This window comes from Massilia pseudoviolaceinigra (assembly GCF_030846505.1).
GTDB lineage: Bacteria > Pseudomonadota > Gammaproteobacteria > Burkholderiales > Burkholderiaceae_D > Telluria_A > Telluria_A violaceinigra.
Window position 1 is genome coordinate 66,330 of the sequence record NZ_JAVCWL010000008.1, and the last position, 24,064, is coordinate 90,393.

Consider the following 24,064-nt stretch of genomic DNA (forward strand, 5'->3'; position numbering starts at 1 on the left):
GATAGTTTCGGATAGAATTGCTCTTCCTGGCGTACTTACGCGCGCATTCCCGAGGTACGCTGTTGTTCACTTTTCCATGACCCTACGCTGGCACAGCACGCCCCTGGCGCGCACGGCCGTGGTCTGCCTTGTGGTCGGTGCCACCTGCCTGCGGCTGGACTGGCTCGCCACGCAGTCCTTCCATGCGCGCGAACGGGCGCGGGTGGCCGAACAGGTCGCCGCTTTGCGATCCATGCTGGAACAGCGGCTGCACCTGCACCTGGCCCCGCTGGCGGCGAGCGCGGCGGTCGTCCAGCTGAAACCGGACCTCACGACGCTGCAGTTCCAGCGCCTTGGCCAAAGCCTGCTCAAGGAGGCGCCCGCAGTGCGCACCCTGGCGCTGTCGCCGCATGCGGTGGTGAGTCACGTGTTTCCTCCCGAGCAAGCCCGTGAGCTGCACGCGATGCCAGGCGAGAGCGCCGTGGCCAGGGTAGAGCAAAGCGCGCGCGAGGGCACCGTTCGGCTGGCCGGGCCGATGCAGCTCACCGATGGCGCGATCGGCATGCTGGCGCGCCGCCCGGTCTACCTGGACCCGGAGACCCGCCTGCAGTTTTGGGGCTTTGTCAGCGCGGTAATTGATTACGAGCGCTTCATCCTGCCTGCCCGACCACTGCTGGCCGGGGCGGACATCGACGTTGCGCTGCGCCATGTCGGTCCGACTGGCGCGCCGGGGACCGCGTTCCACGGTATGGCGGCCACCTTCGCTGGATCGCCGGAAACAGCGCTGATTGCCACGCCCGATGGGTTCTGGGAGATCGGCGCGCGCCTGCGCGGAGGCTGGGACCAGCCGCGCCCGTATTCGCTGGCGCTGCGCCTGCTGATGCTGGCCGTATTGCTCATCGTCGGCGCGGCCACGTGGCTGCTGCGCGCGCGCGGATTGCGCAACAAGATGCTGCTGCGCAAACTGGAGTCGGGCGAGGCGGCCCGGGTGCAGTGGGTGGCCGATACCTCGCACGAATTGCGCACGCCGATTACCATCCTGGCCACCCACCTCGACGCCATGCAGGACGGCATCATTGCGCCGACACCAGCCAATCTGGCGGTACTGTCCGACACGGTCAAGGAGATGGAAAGGCTGGTGTCCGACCTGCACGTGCTGGCGCGCGCCGACGCGGGCGCCCAGGCGCTGCAGTGCCAGGCGGTCGATCTGGCCGAGCTGTGCGCTGAGGTGGCGGCCGCCTTCGCGCCGCGCCTAACCAGCCATCCTCTGCGCTACAGCCTGGTCGACGCCTTGCCGCCCGGCTGCGTGGCCCAGGGCGACCGCCAGCGCCTCGGCCAGGTCCTGTCCAATCTGCTCGGCAATTCGCTGCGCTACACCGATGCCGGTGGGCAATTACAGATTGGGCTGGCGCTGGACGGCCAGCACATCGTCGTCAGCGTCGAGGATTCCACCCCTGGCGTGCCGGATGCCGCGCTGCCGCGCCTGTTCGAGCGTTTCTACCGCGTCGACGAGTCGCGCAGCCGGGCCAGCGGCGGTTCCGGGCTGGGCCTGGCGATCTGCGACGCCATCATCGCCGGGCATGGCGGCCGCATGCAGGCCAGCCATTCGCCCTTGGGCGGCTTGCGCATCGACATCCTGCTGCCGGCCCACGCGCCGCTCGCCCACCACGGAGATTGCCCATGACATTACCCCTTGTTTTGCTGGTCGAGGATGAACCGCGGATTGCCGAGATCCAGCTTGCTTACCTGGAGCAGGCCGGCATGCGCACCCATCATTTGCTGCGCGGCGACGAGGTGGTCGACTGGGTGCGCGCCGAACTGCCCGACCTGGTCTTGCTCGACCTGATGCTGCCCGGCCTGGACGGCACCGCCGTGTGCAGCCAGCTGCGCGCCTTTACCGACGTGCCGGTGATCATGGTGACCGCGCGGGTGGAGGAAATCGACCGCCTGCTCGGCTTTGACGTGGGTGCCGACGATTATCTGTGCAAGCCGTTCAGCCCGCGCGAACTGGTGGCGCGCGCGCAAGTCTGCTTGCGCCGGCGCGGCAAGGCGGCGGCCGGGCCGCGCGCACCCACCAGCGCGCTGTCGATCGACGAGGAGCGCCAGTGCGCCACCTGGAACGGGGCGCGGCTGGAACTGACGGCGCAGCAATTTCGCCTGCTGAGCGTGATGGCGCGCCAGCCCGGCCGCATCTTTTCGCGCGCGCAGCTGCTGGAACTCGCTTTCGAAGCCGGCAGCGAACGTTTCGACCGCGCCATCGACAGCCAGATCAAGAATCTGCGCAAAAAGCTGTCTCAGCAGGTTGCCGACCAGGAATTGATTCATTCCGTGTACGGCGTCGGCTACCGGTTTGAATGCCAGCCAGCCTGATTTATATTGCCCTGACACCACATCTTATTGCCCCTCTGCCACAATTGCGCCACATTTGCTCGTCAATATACAAGCTCGGCAAACGGCGATGCGACACGACACCAAGGTCCATCCGTTGCCATTCATGTACTAGGGAGAGAAAATGGGTATCGGAAAATGGGTCAAGAAAACGGTCAAGAAGGTCGGCAAGTCGTTTAACGATGTCGTCAACGACACGGTCAAGGATATCGGCGGCGGCATCGACGACATCGGCAACAGCTTCGAAGGCATGGGCGACGTGGCGCGCGATATCGCCGAGGACATTGCGGAACTGGGCTATACAAAGAAGAATTTCGGCAACGGTAACGACAATTTCACGTCCAGCTCGGCTGGCGGCAACTTTTTGTACGGCGGTGGCGGCAACGATACCCTGCGCGTCACGGCCGGAGCCTACAACGTGCTCAAGGGCGAAGACGGCGACGATACGCTCAGCGTGCAGGTTGGCGGCTACAACAAGCTCGACGGCGGCAACGGCAATGACAATCTGTCCGTCAGCGCTGGCGCGGACAACGTCCTGATCGGTGGCGAGGGCGACGATACCATCTCGATCGGCGCCGGCGCGAGCGCCGAGATCGATGGCGGTGGCGGCAACGACCGCATCAATGTGGCCGCTGGCGGCGCGGTCAAGGTGACCGACTGGAATGGCAACAACACCATCAGCTACAACGCCTTGTCGGGCTCGGTCAGCACCGGCGGCGGCAACGATACCGTCACCGGCAACGGCGCCAAGAACAACATCAACACCAATGACGGCGACGACAAGGTCGACATGACCGGCGCCAGCAATAACGTGAACGTTGGCAACGGCAACAATACGGTCAACCTGAGCGGCGGCAGCAATGTGGTCCACGCCGGCAATGGCAGCGACCGCATCACGGTCGGCGGCGGCAAGAATGTGGTGAACGCCGGCGATGGCGCCAACGTCATCAAGGCAGATGGTATCGCCAACAAGATCACGACCGGCAATGGCGCCGACAAGGTGACCGTGGGCGCCGTCTCGAACGAGATCAGCACCGGCCAGGGCAACGATGAAGTCATTGCCAACAGCGCCAGCAATATCATCGATAGCGGCGACGGCAACGATACGGTCAAGGTCGATGGCGCGTCGAACGTTGTTCGCACCGGCAACAATGACGACACCGTCACCGCGAAGGGCGGCTCGAACGTGCTGGAACTGGGCAGCGGCAACAACAACGCCAACGCGGCGGGCTTGTCCAACGTGATCAAGGCGGGTGACGGGAATGATACCGTGGTCGCCATGGGCGGCATCAATACCGTTGCGATTGGCCACGGCGACAACAATGTCACCGTGGGCGGCGGCGCCAATATCGTGACGACCGGCAACGGCCACGACAAGATCAACGCTTATGGCGGCACCAACACCCTCAACATCGGCAACGGCAACGACAAGCTGGTGGTGCTGGGCGGTGTCAATGTGGTGGTCGCGGCCGACGGCAACGACAACATCATCGCCGGCGGCGGCGGCAACGTGATCGGCAGTGCCGGCGGCAGCAACAGCATCCTCGCGGGTGGCTTGCTGAACGTGGTCTTCGCCGGCGGCGGCAGCAACAAGATCGGCGCGCTCGGCAATACCAACGCGCTGGTGAGCAATGGCGGATCCAACCTGACGGCGGCGGTCGGCAATACCAACGTGGTGCTGGCGAACGGCGGCAATAACACCGTGCTGGCCGCTGGCATGGGCAATCTGGTGGCCAGCACCGTGGGCGGCAACACGATTGCGGCGGTCGGCGGCGCCAACGTCATCCTGACCGAAGTGGGCGGCATGCTCGATGCCGCCAGCGGCGGCCTGGGCAAGGTGCTGGCCGGCGCGGTACCGGACAAGACCGTCTCCACGGCAATCAACAGCGCCACCGGCAAGCTGACCGGCGCCATCCAGAGCGGCAGCGGCAAGGATGTGGTGATCGCCGTCGGCGGCACCAACGTCATCTACACCGGCGCCCAAAACGATGTGGTCGCGGCCATCGGCGGCAATAACGTGGTGCTGGCCAACGGCGGCAACAATGTCACCACGGCCATCGGTGCGAACAATCTGGTGATCAATACGGCTGGCAACAACGTGGTCACCACGCTGGGCAACGCGAACGTGGTATTGACCGGCGTGGGCGAAGGCATCACGGATCTGGCCAAAAAGCTGGACAAGGCCACTGCCGGCAGCGCCACCAGCGCGATCTCCAAGTTCCTCGGCAACACCCTGGACAAGGGCGACGGCAACGATATCGTTACCGCGATCGGTGCGGCCAACGTGGTCTACACCGGCACCGGCAACGACGTGATCACGACCTTGGGCTCGACCAACGTGGTGTGGGCAGGCGCGGGCAACGACGTGATCACCACGGCCGGCTCGAACAACATCGTGTGGACGGATGGCGGCGTCGATATCGTCACCGCCGCCGGCAACAATAACTTGATCGTGACCGGCAATTACGCCGAAGTGGCGGCCACCGCCGTCGGCCTGGTCGATTCGATCGCCGCCGGCGTGGCCGCCATCGATCTGGTCGGCAAGGCTGGCCTGGGCGCTGCGGCCACCAGCCAGGGCGGCACCGAAGTGGTGACCGTGATGGGCAAGAACAATGTGGTGGTCGGCGGCAGCAGCGCGACCGTCATCACCGCACTGGGCAGCAATAATCTGCTGGCGACCGGCGCCGGTAACGACGTCATCAGCGCGGCGGGCAGCAAGACCGGCATCGTCTCCGGTGCCGGCAACGACGTGGTGACCGCGCTCGGTTCGTACAACGTGGTCGTGGCGGGCGAGGGCAACAACGTCGTCACCGCCGTCGGCAAGGGTAACCTGATCAGCGGCGGCAGCGGCAACGATGTGCTCACCGCAATTGCGGTCGGCTCGGCCGGCACCACCAAATCGAACCTGAACGTGGTGCTCGGCGGCGACGGCAACAACGTCATGACGGTAGTCGGCAAGGACAATATCGCGATCAGCGGCGGCGGCAAGGATGTGCTGGTCATGGCATCGTACGGCTCGCAAAAGAAAACGACCGAAAGCGGGGAAGAGGGCTCCGATACCACGACCACCAGCACCACCAAGTTCGACACCCAGGCGAACGTGGCGTGGACCGGCGGCGGCGACGATACCGCCCTGGTGTACGGCACCCACAACGTGCTCGTCACCGACAGCGGCAACGATACCGTCATCGTGGTCAATGCCGGCAGCAAGCTCGATTACAAGAGCGAAACGACCAACGGCGCCGACGAAGTCGTGTCCTCGACCAAGGTCAACGTCGATACGGGCTTCAATTTCGTGCACACCGGCAGCGGTAACGACAGCTTGATCCTGGCGGGCACCACCACCATCGGCATGGGCGGCGAAGGCAATGACCTGATTGTCACCGCCGCGCAAAACAATATCGCCATTGGCGGCGCGGGCAACGACGTCATCATCGGCCTGGCCGAAGCGACGGTGTTCAATGCGGTTGAAAGCCTGGTCGAGAACGACTACGAAAACGCCGGCGACTGGATCGGCGCCGCCATGAGCCACAATTTTGTCTCGTCCCAGATCAAGGCATTGACTAGCGGCAATTTGAGCAGTCTCAACCTTGTCGGCAACGTCTTGCTGGGCGGCGAAGGCAACGATACCGTGTTCGCCACCAACGCCGGCACCTACATCAGCGGCGGCAATGGCGACGACGTGATGATGGGCATGGGTTGGGGCGTCATTACCCAGTTGCTGGGCAAGGATGGCAGCAATCTGAACGGTGCCTGGACAGCGATGAGCGGTGGCTTTGCCGATGTCAGCAAGTATGTGGGCGATACCATGCTCAAGGACTTGTCGACCGGCTGGGACCAGATGGGCGCGGGCATCAAGGCCAAGCTGGCGGCGGCAACGAGCAGCGCCGGCAGCCTGGGCACCAGCCTCGACGGCGTAAGCGGCAAGGCGCTCGACGCGGTGTCGAACGTGAGCGGGCTGGAACTGAGCGACTTCAGCGTCGCCGGCGGCCTGAAAACGGCGGTCAATGGCGTATCGAGCGGCGTGAACAGCGCGGTGGCGGGCATCGGCAAGGGCTTCAGCTACGCGGCGGACGCCGATGTGGCGGGTGCGCTGGCGGACAGCGCCAGCTTCCTCGGCAGCAAGGTTGCCGCAGGCAGCGAGGCGACCTTCGACGGGCTGGAGTGGCTGACCGACAAGCTGGGCCTCGACATGAACTTCGGCAATTTCGATGGCGCCGAAGGCCTGGTCAGCGGCTTCCTCGCTTACATGATCGGCTACAAGTATGCTGGCGACAACGATCTGACTGGCGGCGCCGGCAACGACACCTTGTACAGCGGCATGGGCAACGACGACTTGCGCGGCGGCAGCGGCACCGACACCTACGTCATGTCGATGGGCGATGGCGAGGACACGATCTACGAAAGCGCGGGCGGCAACGACATCATCAAGTTCGCGGCCAACAGCATTTTCTCAGGCGTGACGATGGATGCGGCCGGCGTGAAGGCCAATGTCAGCGGCAAGGACCTGGTCATCAATTACGTCAACGACAAGGTCTCGTTCGCGAAAGTGACGATCGCCGACTATGCCAGCGTCAACATGAAGGAAGTGCAGTTGATCGACCAGTACGGCAAACTGGTGTCTACTATCAGTATGAATAGCCTGATCGCCGGCGCTGGCGACAGCGACCCGTACGCGATGACCTCGGTGTGGACCGCGAACCACCTCGATGCCTTCGCCGAGCTGATTCTCGTCGGCACGCAGCAGACGGCATAAACCGGTCTGCTCAGCACAGAAAACGCAGCGTGCGCAAGCGGCTGCGTTTTTTTGTTGTTGGGCCCGTTGCTGCATGTAGGCAAGACGGAAATATGTCAATTGGCATGGTAAAATTTCAAGATTGCCAGGGCGATTGGCGCCATCGGCTTCTCCTTTTTCCGGACGCAAAACATGTCGATTTCAGAAAGCACTGTCACCTTTTTCAACAAGACGGTCACCGAGTACGATTCCGAAGAGCCGGTCGAGTTGTCCGACGATACCGTCTACCGTTTGGCAATCGACTACGACGAAGAGGGCACGATGACGGAACTGATCGAAGAGTTCCTCGGCCGCGTCGACAAATCCAAGCTCGACGCGCTGATCATCGGCAAGTGGAGCGATGACTGCGATGAGAGTTCGGAGTCCATCGTCAAGACCCTGGTTGCCCACGCCGCCGAATTGCCTGCGCTGCGCGCCCTGTTCATCGGCGACATGACGTACGAAGAGTGCGAAATTTCCTGGATCATGCAGAGTGACGTGACGCCGCTGCTCAACGCGTTTCCTCTGCTGGAAGAATTGCGCGTGCGCGGCGCCAACCAGCTGGCGCTCCAGCCGTTCACCCATGCGAACCTGCGCACGTTCGCCATCGAAAGCGGCGGCCTGCCGGCCGAATTGGTCGAAGCCTTGATTGCATCGACCATGCCGGCGCTGACCCATCTGGAACTGTGGCTGGGTACCGAAGACTATGGTTTCTCGGGCGACGTGGCGCTGTACGAGCGTCTGGTGGCCAAACTGCGCACCCCGACCCTGGAATACCTGGGTTTGCGCGACTCCTACCTCGCCGACGAGCTTGCGGTGTGGCTGGCCGGAGAAGAATTCGTCGCTTGCCTGGAAACGCTCGACCTGTCGCTCGGCACGATCGGCGATGTCGGAGCTGAAGCCTTGTTCAACAGCCCGTACGTGGCCAAACTGCAAACCCTGGACCTGGAGCACCACTACATTTCCGAAGAATGGCAGGAAAAGCTCAAGACGCTGCCGATCACGGTTGACCTGTCCGATCCGCAAGAGATCGAGGACGAAGAAGACGGACGCTACGTCGCCGTCTCCGAGTAAGAGATGCCGCGGGTGAGCAAAGCCGGTCGCCGCGCATGCTAGACGGCGCCGGCGAGCGCTTGCCGGACGACCGGCCGAACGGCAAGCCGTACGGCCAGCCGAACGGCCAGCCGAACGGCGAGCCTTTGGTCTTGTTGGGCGTGCGTGGTGGCAAGCGGGAAAAGCTGATGCAGGCAGCACGCCAGGCGCTCGGCCTGCCTGCGGCGGTGGTTGTCGACTGGGCCGAGTGGCTGGATCAGCCGGCGCTGCTGACAGCCAGCCTGGCCCAGCGGCCTTGTGTGTTCAAGATTGACTCGCCCGGTGACGATGGGCGCCTGCACGGCATGCTGATCCGGCAGGGTTGCAAGGTGCTTGGCCTTGGCATGTCGCGCCTGCCTGATCGTGGGGAAATTTCCGTCTCCGGCGAATGGTTCGCCGGTTTCACGCAGGCCCTGCAGCGCGTGGCGGCGGAACTGTCGGCGCTGTCCCATGTCAAAGTAATGAACGCGCCGCATGAACTGCTGCTGATGATGGACAAGCTGGCTTGCCAGCAGCACTTTGCCGCGCGCGGCATTCCGATTCCCCGTTTGCTCGGTCCCATCGAAGGTTACGCGCACCTGCGCGCCGTTCTCGATGAGCATCATCTCAATCAGGTTTTCCTGAAAACGCGCTACGGATCGAGCGCATCCGGCGTGGTGGCTTACCGCCGCAATAGTCGCGGGGCCGAGCAGGCCACCAGTTCCGCCGACCTCGTGCAAGGGGAGGGCGGGCCGCGTCTCTACAACGTCAAGCGCTTGCGCAGCTACAATGCGCAGCCCGACATTGTGCAACTGGTCGACTTGCTGGCGGGCCAGCAAACCTATGCCGAAGCGTGGATTCCCAAGCCGCGCCACGGCGATGGCCATTACGACCTGCGCGTAGTGACACTGGGCGGCCAGCCGGCGCACCGGGTGGCGCGGGTCGGCACGCGCATGATGACCAATCTGCACCTCGACAACCAGCGCGCCGATGTGGCGAGCTTGCTGGGCGAAAAGGATCATGTAGCGCTGGAGCAGACCGCGCGCGCGGCGGCTGCCATTTTTCCACAAAGCCACGTCATCGGCCTCGATATGGTCGTGCGCAAGGGGCACGCTCATGTGCTCGAAGCGAACGCCTTCGGCGACCTGCTGCCCAAGCTGCTGTGGCAGGGGCACGATACCTATGGCGCCCAGTTGCAAACCGTCTCATCCCATGAAGCCTGATCCACGCTCGATTCCCGACATGAATCAGGTTGTCGGCAGTCACGACATTGTATTCATCACGCTCGACACCCTGCGCTACGACGTGGCCCAGCGCCTGTACGAGGCGGGCGAGCTGCCGGTGCTGGGGCCGCACTTGCCGCCCGGCGGCTGGGAGTGCCGGCACAGCCCGGCCAGCTTTACGTACGCGGCCCATCACGCGTTTTTTGCCGGATTTTTGCCCACGCCCGACCGCCCGGGACGTCATCCGCGCCTGTTCGCGACGGCCTTTCGCGGCAGCGAGACGACCTCGGCCCATACCCACGAGTTTGCGCAGGAGAGTGTGCCGGCCGGCCTGGCTGGCGCTGGCTACCGCACCATTTGCATCGGCGGAGTAGGCTTTTTCAACAAGGAAACGGCGCTCGGTTGCGTGTTGCCGGGCATGTTCCAGGAGAGCCACTGGAAGCGCTCGCTCGGCGTGGAAGGCCGCAACTCGACCGAGCGTCAGGTGGCGCTGGCGATTGCGCGTTTGAGCGAGCTGGGCCAGCAGCGGGTATTCTTGTTCATCAATGTCGCGGCCATCCATTCGCCGAACCGTGGCTATCTGCCGGGCAGCACCAGCGATACGATCGACAGTCACGCCGCGGCGCTGCGCTATGTGGACGGGGCGCTGGCGCCCCTGTTCGCCGCCTGCGCCGCGCGCGCGCCGACGTTTGCCATCGTCTGCTCGGACCACGGCAGCGCCTACGGCGAAGATGGCTTTCGCGGCCATCGCATTGCCCACGAAACCGTATGGAACGTTCCATACGCCCATTTCTTTATCGACTTTAACGGAACGACGCCATGAATCATCCCGCCACTCCCGGCACGCTCGCCCAGCGCATGCGTCACACGCCGTATCAGGCGTATTCCTATTCCTATCCGCACAAGGCGGCCTACCGGGCGCTGGCGACGCCGGCTTCGCTGGAGGATCTGTGGGCCGGGCAGGACCGTTCGGCCCTGTTCGCCTACATCCACATCCCGTTCTGCGAAATGCGCTGCGGCTTTTGCAATTTGTTTGCGATGGCGCGTCCGCAACCGGATATGGTGGAACGTTATGTGGCGCAGGTGGTCCAACAGATGCGCGTGCTCGACAAGGTGCTCGGCGAGCGCCGGTTTGCACGGTTTGCGCTCGGTGGCGGCACGCCCACGTTTTTGTCGGCGGCGCAGTTGCAAACGCTGCTCGATGGCGCGCGCGATATTCTGGGCATCGATTTGCAGACCACGCCGGCCGGCATTGAAGCCTCGCCCGAAACCGTGACGCCGGAGCGCATGGCGGTGTGCCGCAGCATGGGCATCGACCGTGTCAGCCTCGGCATCCAGAGCTTTGCGGCGGGCGAGATGCGTTCGCTGGCGCGGCCGCAGCAGAACGAGGTGGTGACGCGGGCGATCGGATATATCCGCGATGCAGGCTTCCCCACGCTCAACCTCGACCTGATTTACGGTATCGGCGGGCAGACGGTGGAGAGCTTGCTGGCGTCGATCGACAGAGCCCTGGCCTTCAGGCCGGAGGAGTTGTATTTGTATCCCTTGTACGTGCGCCAGCATACGGGGCTGGGCAAGATTGCGAACAGAAAGGGGGCCGCTTCATTCGATCCGATTGTGCTCAATCAGGAAGGCGACAGCCGCATGCAGCTGTACGAGGCGGCGCGCGATCATTTACGCGCGCGCGGCTACGTGCAGGTGTCGATGCGCATGTTCCGCGCGCCGCATGCGCCTGACGATACCGGGCCGTCCTATTGCTGCCAGAACGATGGCATGGTGGGCCTCGGTACCGGTGCGCGCTCGTACACGCGGGACCTGCATTATTCGACCGATTATGCGGTTGGGCGTGCGGACACGATTGGCATCATCGACAGTTACCTGGCGCTGGACGCCGACAGTTTTACCCATGCGCACCACGGCTTTGCGCTGGGGCAGGATGAGCAGCGGCGCCGCTACGTGATCCAGTCGCTGCTGACCGATCCGGGGCTCGACCCGGCGGCCTATACGCAGCGTTTCGGCGGCGATTGCATGCAGGATTTGCCGCAGCTGCACGAACTGGGCGAACTGGGTTTGCTGGAACAGGGCAGTGCCATTTTGCGCCTGAACGACCGTGGCTATGGCTATGCCGACACCATCGGCCCTTGGCTGGCGTCGGAAGACGTGCGCCTGCTGATGGCCGACGGCGGCACGGCATGCTGACCATGCTGCCGGCTGCCGCGCTCGATCAGGCGCAGCCGGCGCAACAGGCGCAGCGGTCCGGACAAATGGCGGAGCAGGCGGTACTGTCGCTGCTATACCGTGGCACCCTGTCGGGATGCAATTACGATTGTGCGTACTGTCCCTTCGCCAAGCGGCGCGACAGCCGGGCCAAGCTCGCGCGGGACGCCGCCGAGGTGGCGCGCTTCGTGGCCTGGGTTGGTGCGCAGGAGCGGCCCATCAGCGTGCTGTTCACGCCATGGGGCGAGGGCATGATCCGGCGCCATTATCGCGATGCGATTACGGCCCTGTCGGGCATGGCGCACGTGTGCCAGGTGGCGATCCAGACCAATCTGTCCGGGCCGCTGGCATGGCTGGAGCAGGCCGACAAGCGCAAGGTGGGGCTGTGGTGCACTTACCATCCGAGCCAGGTGCGCATGGATCGCTTTATTGACCGTTGCGAGCGCCTGGAGCGGATGGGCGTCCATTTTTCGGTGGGCATCGTGGCGATGCGCGAGCATTTCGACGATATCCGCGCCTTGCGCGCCGCGCTGCCGCCGCGGCATTATCTGTGGCTCAACGCCTACGACCGGCGCGGGCCGGGTTACTATCGGCCCGAGGACCTCGCGTGGCTCGACGGCATGGACCCGTGGTTCAGCTACAGCCGCAATCCCGAGATGTCGCGCGGAAAGCCATGTCGGGCCGGGTCGGAAGCGCTGTCGGTTGACGGTGACGGGGAAGTGCAGCGATGCCATTTTGTGACCGAGCGGCTGGGCAATCTGTACGCGGATCGCCTCGAAGACATGCTCGCCGAGAAGCCGTGCAGCCGCCTGCGCAAATGCGACTGCTACATTGGTTACGCGCACCGGCAGGAGCTGCCGTTTTATGATGACTTCGGCGCTGGCGTGCTGGCCCGCATTCCAGTGCGGCTGGCACCCGTGCAGGGGTAAACGCGACCTTGGAGCGCTGGGGCCTGATGAAGCGATCGTCACGTTTTCCATTGGCACCGGCCAAGACCGTGCTCGTGGAATGGCCGCCGCGCGGCGTGTTACCCAATGATCGGTCTTCTATGGAAGAGGATCAGCGCCGGCCATGTTGGAGTGCAACATCGCTTTGATCCGCCGAATATGGATGTTCGATTGCTCCACCCGCTCGACATACGATGGGCTGGCAGTGCCGTCCGCGCCCATCCGGACGAGCAGATTCTTGTTTTCTTCGAACATACGCAGGGCGACCCAGAGGGTTTCCTCCATCTTCGCCGTCTGTTCCGCGAGCAGCGTTGCCGCCGTATAGGCGTGACCGGTATGGCAACGGAAGCGCAGATGGTTTCCAATCTTCATTTGCCACAACACGCCGCCGCAGCCCGGACAGTTGAACGGCACCTGCGTACCAAGGAACTCGACCGATTCCAGGTCGCTCAATACGCGCTGGGCGATCTTGGCCTCGACTGCGACATCGTCAGGGACCCGGATGCTGGCTCCCCGGTCGTGAAGCGCGAGCCATGTGAGTAGGCTACCCATCTCCGCCAGCGGCACGCAGTGATCGACCTTGACATGATTGAGCACGTTTTGCGGCATATCCGGATACGCGGCGTCGGCCGGATCCTGGACGACGCAGATCCCGCCGCAGCGTCGGATCACCTCCATGCCCGACGTGCCATCGTCGAGATAGCCAGTGAGGACGACTCCAATGACCCGATTCCCGAATTCAATGGCGGCGGAACGGAACAGGGGATCGATCGCGGGCCGCGCCCGATTTTCGCGCGCGCCCTTGGTCACCAAGGTCTTCGCTTCCGAGATCATCAGATGATGATCCGGCTGCGCCAGATAAATACAACCGCTCTTGATAACGCCATGCTGCACCGCTTGTTTGCAGGGCAAATTCCCTTTGTCGGCAAGCATGCGCAACATGGCGTCGTTTGAGCCTGTCGCCGCCATGTGATGAACGATGAGAATAGCGGCGGGGAAATCCGCCGGCAGTTGTGCAACGAGAGCGCCAAGCGCACTTTGTCCGCCGGCGGAGGTGCCGATCACGATGACCGGGAAGTCGCTTCGTTTCGCCGCAGAATCCGCGTTCGCCGTCTTTTTCGTGGATGCCGCCGTCATAAAATTCCTATGAATTGCCAATGGGTGCTATCAGGAATAATGCCATACAAGACGCGTCGGCAGCGCGCAAGAGCGCGGCGATGGAGATTTCGATAAGGAGGAGGTGGCCGGACCGCCACCACCACGACCACGGGCGTTGAACCGGGCTTACGCTATTTCTATGTGGCGCAGCAGCTGGCGCGTAAAGGTGAGGTATGGCCCGATGCGTGCCCCCGGTGTCGCGGTGGCGCCCCGCTGACTATCTGGCGCAGCGCCACCGTACGCTATTTACTCCAGCACAGGCGTGCTGCCCTGGCGCACCGGCTGCCGCACCGGCTGCCGCACCGGTCCAGGAACGGCACGTACGGCAACCAGCCGAGCACGCCGTTTGCGCACCCAGATGATGACACCGGTGACGCTCAGCATTGCCACCACCACACCCAGGAACGACAGGACGATGCGGCCGGCCAAGCCGGCAATCCGGCCGGAGTGCAGGGGGAACTGGAGTTGCAGGAAAATATCGCCTGCGCTGCCGGTGCCGGGCACGCGCTCGGAGACCAGTTTGCCATCGTTGCCATCGAAATACAGCCAGGAGTTGCCCAGGCCGACGTCGCCGTGGTCGTTGCCCGGCTCAAAGAAGCCGATGCCGTACAGCCCGAACGCGGATGCGTAGAACACGCCGCCGACCGGCGCTGTCCAGCCGCGTTTGGTTCCTTCGGCATGGGCCAGCGCCATCACTTCGTCGCGGCTGATAAGCGCCGGAATCGGTTTTTCCGGCGGATTCATGGTGCGGCTGGCGAAGGCGTCCGGGCTGAGAGTGGAGACGGTGGACAACAGCGGCCGCACGACGCGGTCGTTCAGGTTCATCGAGACCGAGGTGATCGCCAGCACCAGCAGCAACAGCCAGACCCACACGCCGCCGGAGCGGTGCAGGTCGAAGTTGAGCTTGAGCCCGCCGGCTTTCCAGCGGAAGGCGAACGACTTGCGCCAGCTGCGCCAGTTGGGAAACGACAAATACAGGGCGATGAAGCAATCGAGCACCCACACGATGGCGATGATGCCCATGAACCAGATGCCCAGTTCGATCCCTTTGACTTCCGGAATATGCATCGAGTAGTGCAGCTTGTACAGGAACGGCAGCAGGTTTTCGCGCGAGAGCGAAATTTCGCCCCACTGGCGTTTGGCCTGCACCTTGCCGGTTACCGGATCGACGCCGATCTGGTTAAAGCCCAGCTCGTATGGCTTGCCGGTGGCCGGATCGATCTTGCCCTCGACCGACATCATCGAGGTGTGACCCGGCTCGACCTCGGTCAGCACGTAACCGATGCGCAGGCGTGGATCGGCCGCTTCGATGGCGCGCGCCAGTTCGGTGCCGGGAATCTGGCGCTGGGCCGTCTCGCCGCTGTGGGCGTGAAACAGGTCCGGGTTGAGGGCCGCATCCAGTTCGTGGTCGAAGGAAATCAGGGCGCCCGTTGCACCGGAGATGAACAGGAAGATCGCCACGCCCAGGCCGAACCAGCGGTGGAGCAAAACCAGTGCAGGGCGCATATCAGTATGTCCAGTTGAGGGTGGCGCTGGCGCTGCGCGGCGCCGCGTAATAGGCCTGGCTCCAGTACAGCGAGGTCAGGTACTTTTTATCCGTGACGTTGTTCAGGTTCACGGCCAGCGTCATGTTGCGGTTGATCTCGTAGCGCGCCATCAAACCCAGCACGGCGTAGCTGTCCTGGCGCGTGACGATGCCCGGTTTCTGCTCGCGCTCGATATCGCTCTGCCAGTTCACGTTGGCGCCGATCTTGAGCTGCGGCACGGCAGGCAGGCGGTAGGTGGTGGACATGCGCAGCAGGCGGCGCGGCACGTAGGTCTTGGCGGCCTTGCCCTGGCTGTCTTCCACCTTCAGGCGGGTGAAGCCGGCGCTGGCCAGCCAGCCTTTGGCCAGCTCGCCCGTCACTTCCAGTTCGGCGCCGGTCGATTCGGCATTGATGCCGCGGTAGTACGCCTTGCCGCCGTTCATGTCGACCTGCTCGGCGGTATTGTTCTGGCGCGCCCGGAAGATGGCGCCGGAGAAGCTGGCCTTGCCACCCAACAGATCGCCCTTGAAACCGGCCTCGGCGCTGCTGCCCATGATCGGATCGAGCGCGACGCCGTTGATATCCTGCTCGCTTTGCGGGCTGAAAATTTCGGTGTAGCTGGTGTACAGGCTGACCTGCGGCGCCACGTCGTAGACCAGGCCGACGTAGGGCGACGTCTTGCTGGCCGACTTTTGCTTGCTGCTGCCGTAGGACAGGCCGGTGGAATCGGCCTTGGTCGAGTTAAAGCCGGTCAGCAGCTTGACCTTGTCGGCCAGCGCAAAGCGTGCGGCCGCGTAGACGGTCTTGCGCACCTCTTCATAGCTGCTGCCATCGAAGCGGTCGTCGAATTCCGGCTGCGGATAGCCGCCGGTAAAGTCGGTCGCTGCGGTGAGCGGAGTGCCGATGCCGCGGCCGTAGCCGGACAGATCGTCCAGGCGCGAGCGCGACCAGCTGGCGCCGAAGGCCAGGTCATGCTGGCGGCCGGCGAGGTTGAACTGTCCGCTGGCGCCGATGTCGAACAAGGTCTGGCTGTGGTCGGAGCGGTAGGCGGACGGGTAGGAAAACAAGCCGTCGCCTGTCGCTTTGTCCGGCGTGCCGTACACGTAGAACAATTTCGAGCGGGACGCTTCCTTGTTGTGGCTCAGGGTCGACTTGAGCGCCCAGCCCTGGCCCAGTTGGTGATTCAGTTCGGCAAAGCTGCCATTGGTCTTGTTATCCCAGTGCGACCAGTCGGCCGAGGTGTTGGTGCCGGCCGGGTAGTTGGTCGGGCTGCCGTCGGTGTAGTACAGGGGCAGGGCGCCCCACATGCCGCCGCTGGACTTGTTGTCTTGCCAGGCATGGCCGATGCTGAGCAGGGTGTCGCTGCCCAGTTTGGCTTCGACGATGCCGTAGACAACGTTTTTCTTGGTCGCGTAGCGGTCCAGGTAGGAATCGCCCTGCTGGCTGACCGCCACCACACGGCCCTTGACGCTGCCGCTCGCGCTGAGCGGGCTCGACAAATCGGCATCGAGACGGCGCGTATCCCACGAGCTGAGAGTCAGGCCGGCGCTGGCGGCCAGGGCAGGACCTGGACGCTTGCGGATGAAGTTGACCGTGGCGGACGGGTTGCCCGTGGACGCGGCCAGGCCGTTGGCGCCGCGCACGATATCGACGCGGTCGAACAGCGCGGTGTCGAGGTTGCCCATCATGTTGCCGAACACCAGCGGCATGCCGACACCGTCGACCTGGAAATTGATGATATCGAAGCCGCGCGCGACGTAATAGGTGCGGTCGGTTTCGACTTTCTCGACGGTGACGCCGGTGGTGTTGGCGAGCACATCGTTGACATTGTCGAGACGGAAATCGTCCATGCGCGCGCGCGTGACGACCGACACCGACTGCGGCGTTTCGCGCAGCGTCAGGCTGAGTTTGCTGGCACTGTCGCTGTCGCGCGCCTGATAGCCGTTCTGGTCGTTCGCGCCTGTGATTGTGATGACTGGCAGGACGGCCGCCTCGGGCGCGTCGTCGGCGGCGCTGGCGGCACCGGCATGGCCGAGCGCGAGCGACAGAGCGAGCACCAGCGGACGCAGGCGAGGATGGGAAGACGACGGGACGGACGTGTTGATACGGCGGGGCATGCAAAAACTCCTGGTGTGAGAAAGATCGTCACTGGCTTGGAGACTGCAACCTGGCTTGTCAACGATGGGGTGCGCTGTCGTAAAGACAGATGCGAATGATTCTCATTTTACCAAAAATGGAAAGGTTTCGCAATCGACCCCGGCAAGACCATCGCGCGAATGAGCTGTTGCAATGCATGGATTTCTGCCAAGTTGTGCTGGGCTGAAGTGCGGCGGAAGGTTATGCTCGCCGGATAGACACTTGGCGAGCTGGCGAGCTGGCGTGCACAGGGCGACCGTCAGGTGCGCCTTGGAGAGTATTTCCGTGAAAGTGGCAACACAGTTAAGCAGCGTTGAAGGGCACCGCATGCGTCTTTTTGGATTGATTATTCCTGCCTTGCTGGCATGTCCGGCTACGGTAGCGGCATGCGACATTCCGTCCCCAGCGATTGCCGACTACCTCAATGGCCACGCTAACGGCCGCGTCGTGTTCGTTGGGAATGTGGTGGCGTCGACCGCGCGAAAAACCGACGGCTTGGTGATCGAAGACCTGACAGTGAGCGTGAGCAAGTCATTTGGAGTGGCTACACTTCCCCGGACCTTACCGGTGCTGAGCCGAATCAGCGGCGGCAGTAATCCATGCGGCCGTGCTGATTTTTCTGCCAGGGCGGGAGAGCAATGGTTGATCTTCGGACAACGTGACGCAGAGCGCGTCTGGCCGGATCTTTATCTGAGCCGCAAACTCGTCAATGGGCGCATCGGCGCGGCGCTCTTGCGGCAGCTCAGCCCAGCAGCGTCATTGAAGATGCGGGAATGACGGAGCTAAGTTTCGGAGCAACAATGGCATTCCCGCCTGACACCGGCTAGCGCCGGCGAACGTCCACGGCTGGCCAGGTTGGCTGGCGGTCGCAATACTAAAAACCGTTCAATAGTCGCAGCGGTAAAAATGCCCCATGATCGGCACCACGCGTCCGGCGCACTCGGAGAAAGGGAACAGCTCGCTGCTCGACCACGCCACGTGGCCCTTGGGCTCGGCAATGCGGCCGCTGGCATCGTAGATAACGTAGGTCGTATCGGTCCCGACGGTGCTCCAGTCGTAGGCCAGCACGGGGCGATTGCCCGGTGGGTGGGTTTGCATTTTTTTATCGAAGCTCTGGCCTTCCGACATCACGTGCACCACGTTGGAAGCGCGGCCCACGGTGGCCTGCAACAGTTCCGGCACTGAAAACAGCGCCCCAAGCACGACGATATACGTTGCCATCGAGGCTGCGCGGCGCCAGTGGTGGTGGTGCAGGGCGCGCACCAGTCCGAACACCGAACAGAGGCCGCCAAGCAGCGCGACGGGGAGGATCAGCATCCCCGCGACGCCCGAAAAGGGGACCACCAGCACGAACGTGAGCAAGGATGCGCTCAGGAGCCAGATGGGCCAGCTGAAGTAGGCATCGCCACGCTGTGCGTGGGATGCATGTTTGCTGCCGTGGGCGATTGTTGCCATGATCGTAAGCTTTCGCAAGTTGACTGGCGGCTTTATTTTGTCCTACTCGGCCAGTGGCGTGGCCTATATTGTCACTACCTTGCCGTTAGCGCAATTTGTTTTTACTGTCGTGCGGCGCTCCCTCTATGCGGAGTGCTTGCGAAAGTGATAAGGCAAGGCATTGTGAATGCGGGTTGCCGCCACCGCAGCTTGCCCTGCGGCTACACTAATCTGGTTCAATCCCTGGGCTACATCGCCGATGGCGTACAGGCCTTCCACGGTCGTCGACTGATGGTCGTCGACCTTCAGTTCCATGCAGGCCGAGGTTTGCGCGCCGAGCGATACCGCCAGGTCGGAGCGCGCCGTTTCGCCCAGCATGGGGTAGAGCACGTCGCTCTCGTAGGCCTCGCCATCTTCCGTGTGCATCACCGGTGTCATGCGCTCGCTCATGGTCACGCCCAGCAGTGGCGAGGTAACGTAGCGAATGCCGGCATCATGCAGGCGCTGGCGGTCGGCCGGGTCGACCAAGGCCTCCCTGGTGCGCTCGAACAGCGTGACGTCCGTGGAAAAGGTGCGCATGAACAGTGCGTGGCCGACCGGGTTGGTGTCGGAAGTGACGACGGCAATTTTCTGGTCGAGGACGTCGTAGCCATCGCATACCGGGCACAGGCGGACCGCGCCGCACGCCACGGCCTCAAGGAAATTTTCGATGGGCATGCCGGTGTCGGCGATGCCGGTTGCCAGCAGCACGGTGCGGGCGCGAATTTCGCCGCCCTCGTGCGCGGCCACGAAGCAGCCGTCTTCGCGCACCAGCCGGGTCACTTCGCCCTGGATCACCTCGCCGTCGTAGCGTCGCAGCTGGTGGCGCAATTTGTCGAGCAATTCCTTGCCGTGGATGCCGTCCGGGAAGCCCGGATAGTTATGTGTGACCGGAATCCAGCCGAGCCGGCTGTTACCTTTGTCGACCAGGATGATATTGCGCCGGAAGCGGCGCAGGTAAATCGCCGCCGTCAGCCCGCCCGGGCCGCCGCCGATGATCAGGGTGTCGTGGATGGTGGGGGAGGGGGTGTACGGGATCATGCCGCATTATCGGTAATGCGCGTTGGGCGGGGCATCGGTGCGCCCGCCGCCGCCGGGTAAGACAGGGCTTACAGCATCGCCTGGCGTCGCGCTAGTCGTGCGACTCGGGCTGCAGGGTCACATGGTCGATGCCGTGGCGGGTCAACAGCATGTCCTTGACTGTGGCCAGCACCTGGGGCCAGTCGCGCAGGTTGCCGATGCGCAGGTGGCCGATCAGGGCCGGTTGTCCCGGCGACATATCCCACACATGCAGATCGTGCACCGACAGCACGCCCGGTATGGCGGCCAGGTCGGCGCCGACCTGCAGGTAATCGATCTGGTGCGGCACGCCTTCCATCAGCGCGTGGTAGGAGTCGCGCAGGATGCCGGCGGTCGAGCGCAGGATCAGCACGGAGACGAAGAGCGACAGCAGCGGGTCGATCGGCATCCAGCCGGTGAAGTAAATCACGGCGCCGGCGGCGATCGCCGCGATCGAGCCGAGGATGTCGCCCATCACGTGCACCAGCGCGGCGCGGGTGTTGATGCTTTCCTGGTCGCGCGAGAGCAGCCAGGCCACCAGCAGATTGATGGCCAGGCCGATTGCGGCAACCACGAACACGGTGCCGCCCTGCACCTGCTGCGGGGCGCTGAAGCGGTGCACGGCTTCAAAGACGATCCAGCCGACCACGGCCAGCATGGCCAATGCGTTGACGAAGGCGGCCAGCGCTTCGGCGCGGCCGAAGCCGAACGAGTGGCGCGCCGAGGGCGGGCGCTTGGCGATCAGTTGCGCCAGCAGCGCCAGGCCCAGCGCGGCGGCGTCGGTGACCATGTGGCCGGCATCGGAAATGAGGGCCAGCGAATTGGAGGCGAAGCCGGTCAGCACTTCGATCACGGCAAATACCAGGGTCAGGCTCAGGGCAAAGGCCAGCGCGCCCTGGCTGCGGCCGACGGTGACGTGGGTATGTTTGGCGTCGCCCTTGTGGTGGGCGTGCAGGTGGGCGGAGGAGGGCGTGGGTTTGGCGTGCATGGGCAAAGTGTAATGGAAAAAAGCGTCCGATTTCCCTGCCGCCAGCCGGGGTACTTCCTGGCGCCTGAACATCGTGTTTAAAAAGCGCTTGTCATCCCGGGGATGCCTCTCTATAATGCTGGTCTTCGGGCGGTTAGTTCAGCTGGTTAGAATACTTGGTCGACATCCAAGGGGTCGGGGATTCGAATTCCTCACCGCCCACCAGTTTTAGCGGTAAAAAGCAGTAAAGCGCAGTAAGGCAGAGTTGTTCCAGCAACGCTCATGCTATATCAGGGCGGTTAGTTCAGCTGGTTAGAATACTTGGTCGACATCCAAGGGGTCGGGGATTCGAATTCCTCACCGCCCACCAGAACATGCAGTACCCAGTAAGAGAGAGAAAGGCACCATGGTTATGACACCGCGAACTACGACGGAGTTGTTCCAGCGACGCTAGTCGAGGTGCTTCCTTTTGCTTACTCAAAATGAAAAACGCGGCTAGTCCGCGTTTTTTTTCGTCCGCATTTTCGTTTGCACTTTTGTTTGTACTTAAATATCAGTTTTGTTCAGGAGAACAGCATGGTTTCAGTCCGCCTTCCCGATGGTTCCGAGCGCCAGTTTGATGGCCCAGTCACCGTAGCCCAGGTTGCAGCGAGCATCGGTACAGGCCTGGCCAAAGCGGCGCTGGCCGGCAAAGTCGACGGCAAAGTCGTCGACACCTCCTTCCTGATCGAGCAAAACGCCGATCTGGCCATCATCACCGATAAGGATGCGGAAGGCCTGGACGTGATCCGTCACTCCACCGCCCACTTGCTGGCCTACGCGGTCAAGGAACTGTATCCGGAAGCGCAGGTCACCATCGGTCCGGTGATCGAGAATGGCTTCTTCTACGATTTCTCGTACAAGCGCCCGTTCACGCCGGAAGATCTGGCGGCGATCGAAAAGAAAATGACCGAGCTGGTCAAGAAAGACGAGAAAGTCACGCGCACCGTGCTGCCGCGCGACGAAGCGGTGGCGTACTTCAAGTCCATCGGCGAAGACTACAAGGCGGAAATCATTTCCTCGATTCCAGCCGGTGAAGACGTGTCGCTGTATGCCGAAGGCGGTTTTACCGACCTGTGCCGCGGCCCGCACGTGCCCAACACCGGCAAGCTGAAAGTGTTCAAGCTCATGAAAGTGGCGGGCGCCTACTGGCGCGGCGACTCCAAGAACGAGATGCTGCAGCGTATCTACGGCACCGCCTGGCTCAAGAAGGAAGACCAGGAACTCTACCTGCACAATCTGGAAGAGGCGGAAAAGCGCGACCACCGCAAGCTGGGCAAGGCGCTCGACTTCTTCCACTTCCAGGATGAAGCGCCGGGCTTGATCTTCTGGCATCCGAAGGGCTGGTCGATCTGGCAACAGGTTGAGCAATACATGCGCAATGTGTACCAGGTCAATGGCTACCAGGAAGTGAAAGCGCCGCAAATCCTCGACCGCGGCCTGTGGGAAAAGACCGGTCACTGGGATAACTATCGCGACAATATGTTCGTCACCGAGTCGGAAAACCGCTCGTACGCACTGAAGCCGATGAATTGCCCGGGCCACATCCAGATTTTCAATTCCGGCATGAAGAGCTACCGCGACCTGCCGCTGCGTTACGGCGAGTTCGGCCAGTGCCACCGCAACGAGCCGTCCGGCGCGCTGCACGGCATGATGCGCGTGCGCGGCTTTACCCAGGATGACGGCCATATTTTCTGTACCGATGAGCAGATTCCGGGCGAAGTGGCGGCCTTCCACGCACAGGCGATGGAAGTCTACACCGCGTTCGGCTTCGACAATATCGATGTCAAGCTGGCCCTGCGTCCGGACAGCCGCATCGGCAGCGAGGAAAGCTGGGACATCGCCGAAGAGTCGCTGCGCAGCGCGCTGCGTGCCTGCGGCGTGTCCTGGACCGAACTGCCGGGCGAGGGCGCGTTCTACGGTCCGAAGATCGAATACCACCTGAAAGACAGCCTGGGCCGCGCATGGCAGGTTGGCACGGTGCAGATCGATCCGTCGATGCCGGGCCGTCTGGGCGCCGAATACACGGCTCCCGACAACACCAAGAAGGTGCCGGTCATGCTGCACCGCGCGATCGTCGGTTCGCTGGAGCGTTTCATCGGCATCCTGATCGAAAACTACGCCGGCGCGATGCCGCTGTGGCTGGCGCCGGTGCAGGTTGCGGTGCTCAATATTTCGGACGCGCAGGCCGACTACACCCAGGAAATCGCGACGAAGTTGCGCAAACTGGGGTACCGCGTTCACGCTGATTTGCGCAACGAGAAAATTACGTTTAAAATACGTGAACATTCCGTCCAAAAACTGCCGTACATCCTCGTGATTGGCGACAAGGAGCGGGATGCCAACACTGTGGCCGTGCGAGCTCGTGGCAATGTCGATTTGGGCGTAATGTCCATCGATGCCCTGGTGGAGCGCCTCAAACACGAGGTCGATTCCAAAGCTTGACGAGTTAATTCTCGACGCGGCTAATTCATCAGATTTTAAAAGGAAACAACATAGCTACTGACAAGTCGCATCGCATCAATGGCGAAATCACCGCCCCCGAAATGCGTTTATCCGGGGTGGAAAACGAGCCGCTTGGCATTGTGAGCCTGGCTGAGGCTTTTCGTCTGGCCGAAGAAGCGAACGTAGATCTGGTGGAAATTGCGCCAACCGCGCAACCACCGGTATGCCGTCTGATGGACTACGGCAAGTTCAAATATTCGGAACAGAAGAAGGCGCACGAAGCCAAATTGAAGCAAAAGATCATTCTCGTGAAGGAAGTCAAATTCCGTCCGGGTACTGATGATGGCGATTACAATATCAAGCTGAAAAACCTGATGAAGTTCCTCGATGAGGGTGACAAAACCAAGATCACGCTGCGTTTCCGCGGCCGTGAGATGGCGCACCAGGACATCGGCTTCCGCATGCTGGAACGTTTGAAGGCCGATCTTGAGCCGTATGGCCAGGTCGAGCAGTTCCCGAAGATGGAAGGTCGTCAGATGATCATGATCCTCTCGCCGAAGAAGAAGAAATAAGCAAAGAACGGGTTGCCCAGGCAGCTTGTGCAAAGAAGCGCCCCGCCACGCAAGTGCCAGGGGCGCTTTGTTTTGTGGGGTGGCCACGCA

The 24,064-nt window shown here is 62.8% G+C and carries 17 protein-coding genes and 2 tRNA genes; 13 read left to right on the top strand and 6 right to left on the bottom strand.

Translation table 11 applies throughout. The annotated features are described in order from the left end of the window. Positions 1-76: 76 nt before the first annotated feature. The 8 genes from RBA40_RS09815 to RBA40_RS09850 all read left to right on the top strand — a co-directional run bounded on the left by RBA40_RS09815 (position 77) and on the right by RBA40_RS09850 (position 12,581). Positions 77-1,663, top strand: a complete 1,587-nt coding sequence (locus RBA40_RS09815; protein ID WP_306647734.1) for an ATP-binding protein — start codon at positions 77-79, stop codon at positions 1,661-1,663. Then, the gene (locus RBA40_RS09820; RefSeq protein ID WP_306647735.1) at positions 1,660-2,349 is read left to right on the top strand and encodes a response regulator; all 690 of its coding nucleotides are present in this window, start codon (positions 1,660-1,662) and stop codon (positions 2,347-2,349) included. The genes RBA40_RS09815 and RBA40_RS09820 overlap by 4 nt, the downstream gene beginning before the upstream one ends. Before the next feature lie 142 nt (positions 2,350-2,491). Next, positions 2,492-7,123 (top strand): beta strand repeat-containing protein, encoded by a 4,632-nt coding sequence (locus RBA40_RS09825; RefSeq protein WP_306647736.1) that lies wholly within the window; start codon positions 2,492-2,494, stop codon positions 7,121-7,123. A 171-nt stretch (positions 7,124-7,294) separates the two neighbouring features. Then, on the top strand, positions 7,295-8,215 hold the full coding sequence (locus RBA40_RS09830; RefSeq protein ID WP_306647737.1) for an STM4015 family protein: 921 nt from the start codon (positions 7,295-7,297) through the stop codon (positions 8,213-8,215). A gap of 35 nt (positions 8,216-8,250) precedes the next feature. After that, positions 8,251-9,435: an STM4014 family protein gene (locus RBA40_RS09835; RefSeq protein WP_306647738.1), complete on the top strand. Its 1,185-nt coding sequence runs from the start codon at positions 8,251-8,253 to the stop codon at positions 9,433-9,435. Next, positions 9,425-10,258 carry an STM4013/SEN3800 family hydrolase gene (locus tag RBA40_RS09840; protein ID WP_306647739.1) on the top strand — a complete coding sequence of 278 codons (834 nt, stop codon included), beginning with the start codon at positions 9,425-9,427 and terminating at the stop codon, positions 10,256-10,258. Before RBA40_RS09835 ends, RBA40_RS09840 begins: the two co-directional genes overlap by 11 nt. Then, positions 10,255-11,634 carry an STM4012 family radical SAM protein gene (locus tag RBA40_RS09845; protein WP_306647740.1) on the top strand — a complete coding sequence of 460 codons (1,380 nt, stop codon included), beginning with the start codon at positions 10,255-10,257 and terminating at the stop codon, positions 11,632-11,634. The genes RBA40_RS09840 and RBA40_RS09845 overlap by 4 nt, the downstream gene beginning before the upstream one ends. After that, entirely contained in the window at positions 11,628-12,581 is a 954-nt protein-coding gene (locus tag RBA40_RS09850; RefSeq protein WP_306647741.1) for an STM4011 family radical SAM protein, read from the top strand. The genes RBA40_RS09845 and RBA40_RS09850 overlap by 7 nt, the downstream gene beginning before the upstream one ends. Positions 12,582-12,698: 117 nt before the next feature. On the opposite strand, the gene RBA40_RS09855 is transcribed toward RBA40_RS09850, so the two are convergent. The 3 genes from RBA40_RS09855 to RBA40_RS09865 all read right to left on the bottom strand — a co-directional run bounded on the left by RBA40_RS09855 (position 12,699) and on the right by RBA40_RS09865 (position 17,400). Continuing rightward, positions 12,699-13,736, bottom strand: a complete 1,038-nt coding sequence (locus RBA40_RS09855) for a chemotaxis protein CheB (protein WP_306647742.1) — start codon at positions 13,734-13,736, stop codon at positions 12,699-12,701. Positions 13,737-14,003: 267 nt separating this feature from the next. Next, positions 14,004-15,263 carry a PepSY-associated TM helix domain-containing protein gene (locus tag RBA40_RS09860; protein WP_306647743.1) on the bottom strand — a complete coding sequence of 420 codons (1,260 nt, stop codon included), beginning with the start codon at positions 15,261-15,263 and terminating at the stop codon, positions 14,004-14,006. Position 15,264: 1 nt separating this feature from the next. Then, positions 15,265-17,400 (bottom strand): TonB-dependent siderophore receptor, encoded by a 2,136-nt coding sequence (locus RBA40_RS09865; protein ID WP_306647744.1) that lies wholly within the window; start codon positions 17,398-17,400, stop codon positions 15,265-15,267. Between the two features lie 304 nt (positions 17,401-17,704). Between RBA40_RS09865 and RBA40_RS09870 the strand changes: the two genes are divergently transcribed. Further along, entirely contained in the window at positions 17,705-18,196 is a 492-nt protein-coding gene (locus RBA40_RS09870; RefSeq protein WP_306647745.1) for a hypothetical protein, read from the top strand. A 108-nt stretch (positions 18,197-18,304) separates the two neighbouring features. Here RBA40_RS09870 and RBA40_RS09875 read toward each other — a convergent pair whose 3' ends face one another. From RBA40_RS09875 to RBA40_RS09885, 3 genes are all read right to left on the bottom strand, one after another. Further along, the gene (locus RBA40_RS09875; RefSeq protein WP_099878053.1) at positions 18,305-18,874 is read right to left on the bottom strand and encodes a hypothetical protein; all 570 of its coding nucleotides are present in this window, start codon (positions 18,872-18,874) and stop codon (positions 18,305-18,307) included. Positions 18,875-18,997: 123 nt separating this feature from the next. Beyond that, complete coding sequence (locus RBA40_RS09880) at positions 18,998-19,933, bottom strand: NAD(P)/FAD-dependent oxidoreductase (protein ID WP_306647746.1); 936 nt, start codon at positions 19,931-19,933, stop codon at positions 18,998-19,000. Between the two features lie 91 nt (positions 19,934-20,024). Further along, the gene (locus RBA40_RS09885) at positions 20,025-20,939 is read right to left on the bottom strand and encodes a cation diffusion facilitator family transporter (RefSeq protein WP_306647747.1); all 915 of its coding nucleotides are present in this window, start codon (positions 20,937-20,939) and stop codon (positions 20,025-20,027) included. 127 nt (positions 20,940-21,066) lie between these two features. On the opposite strand from RBA40_RS09885, the gene RBA40_RS09890 reads away from it, so the two are divergent. From RBA40_RS09890 to infC, 4 genes are all read left to right on the top strand, one after another. Continuing rightward, positions 21,067-21,143: transfer RNA gene (locus RBA40_RS09890), tRNA-Val, on the top strand. Positions 21,144-21,211: 68 nt separating this feature from the next. Further along, positions 21,212-21,288: transfer RNA gene (locus RBA40_RS09895), tRNA-Val, on the top strand. A gap of 206 nt (positions 21,289-21,494) precedes the next feature. Then, complete coding sequence (gene thrS, locus RBA40_RS09900; protein WP_306647748.1) at positions 21,495-23,402, top strand: threonine--tRNA ligase; 1,908 nt, start codon at positions 21,495-21,497, stop codon at positions 23,400-23,402. Between the two features lie 32 nt (positions 23,403-23,434). After that, positions 23,435-23,974, top strand: a complete 540-nt coding sequence (infC, locus tag RBA40_RS09905) for a translation initiation factor IF-3 (protein WP_099878062.1) — start codon at positions 23,435-23,437, stop codon at positions 23,972-23,974. The last annotated feature ends 90 nt before the right edge of the window (positions 23,975-24,064 follow it).

Excerpts from the sequence above, each read along its gene's own strand:
- RBA40_RS09815 (WP_306647734.1), top strand. The coding sequence starts at position 77 with ATGACCCTACGCTGGCACAGCACGCCCCTGGCGCGCACGGCCGTGGTC.
- RBA40_RS09820 (WP_306647735.1), top strand. The coding sequence starts at position 1,660 with ATGACATTACCCCTTGTTTTGCTGGTCGAGGATGAACCGCGGATTGCC.
- RBA40_RS09825 (WP_306647736.1), top strand. The coding sequence starts at position 2,492 with ATGGGTATCGGAAAATGGGTCAAGAAAACGGTCAAGAAGGTCGGCAAG.
- RBA40_RS09830 (WP_306647737.1), top strand. The coding sequence starts at position 7,295 with ATGTCGATTTCAGAAAGCACTGTCACCTTTTTCAACAAGACGGTCACC.
- RBA40_RS09835 (WP_306647738.1), top strand. The coding sequence starts at position 8,251 with ATGCTAGACGGCGCCGGCGAGCGCTTGCCGGACGACCGGCCGAACGGC.
- RBA40_RS09840 (WP_306647739.1), top strand. The coding sequence starts at position 9,425 with ATGAAGCCTGATCCACGCTCGATTCCCGACATGAATCAGGTTGTCGGC.
- RBA40_RS09845 (WP_306647740.1), top strand. The coding sequence starts at position 10,255 with ATGAATCATCCCGCCACTCCCGGCACGCTCGCCCAGCGCATGCGTCAC.
- RBA40_RS09850 (WP_306647741.1), top strand. The coding sequence starts at position 11,628 with ATGCTGACCATGCTGCCGGCTGCCGCGCTCGATCAGGCGCAGCCGGCG.
- RBA40_RS09855 (WP_306647742.1), bottom strand. The coding sequence starts at position 13,736 with ATGACGGCGGCATCCACGAAAAAGACGGCGAACGCGGATTCTGCGGCG.
- RBA40_RS09860 (WP_306647743.1), bottom strand. The coding sequence starts at position 15,263 with ATGCGCCCTGCACTGGTTTTGCTCCACCGCTGGTTCGGCCTGGGCGTG.
- RBA40_RS09865 (WP_306647744.1), bottom strand. The coding sequence starts at position 17,400 with ATGCCCCGCCGTATCAACACGTCCGTCCCGTCGTCTTCCCATCCTCGC.
- RBA40_RS09875 (WP_099878053.1), bottom strand. The coding sequence starts at position 18,874 with ATGGCAACAATCGCCCACGGCAGCAAACATGCATCCCACGCACAGCGT.
- RBA40_RS09880 (WP_306647746.1), bottom strand. The coding sequence starts at position 19,933 with ATGATCCCGTACACCCCCTCCCCCACCATCCACGACACCCTGATCATC.
- RBA40_RS09885 (WP_306647747.1), bottom strand. The coding sequence starts at position 20,939 with ATGCACGCCAAACCCACGCCCTCCTCCGCCCACCTGCACGCCCACCAC.
- thrS (WP_306647748.1), top strand. The coding sequence starts at position 21,495 with ATGGTTTCAGTCCGCCTTCCCGATGGTTCCGAGCGCCAGTTTGATGGC.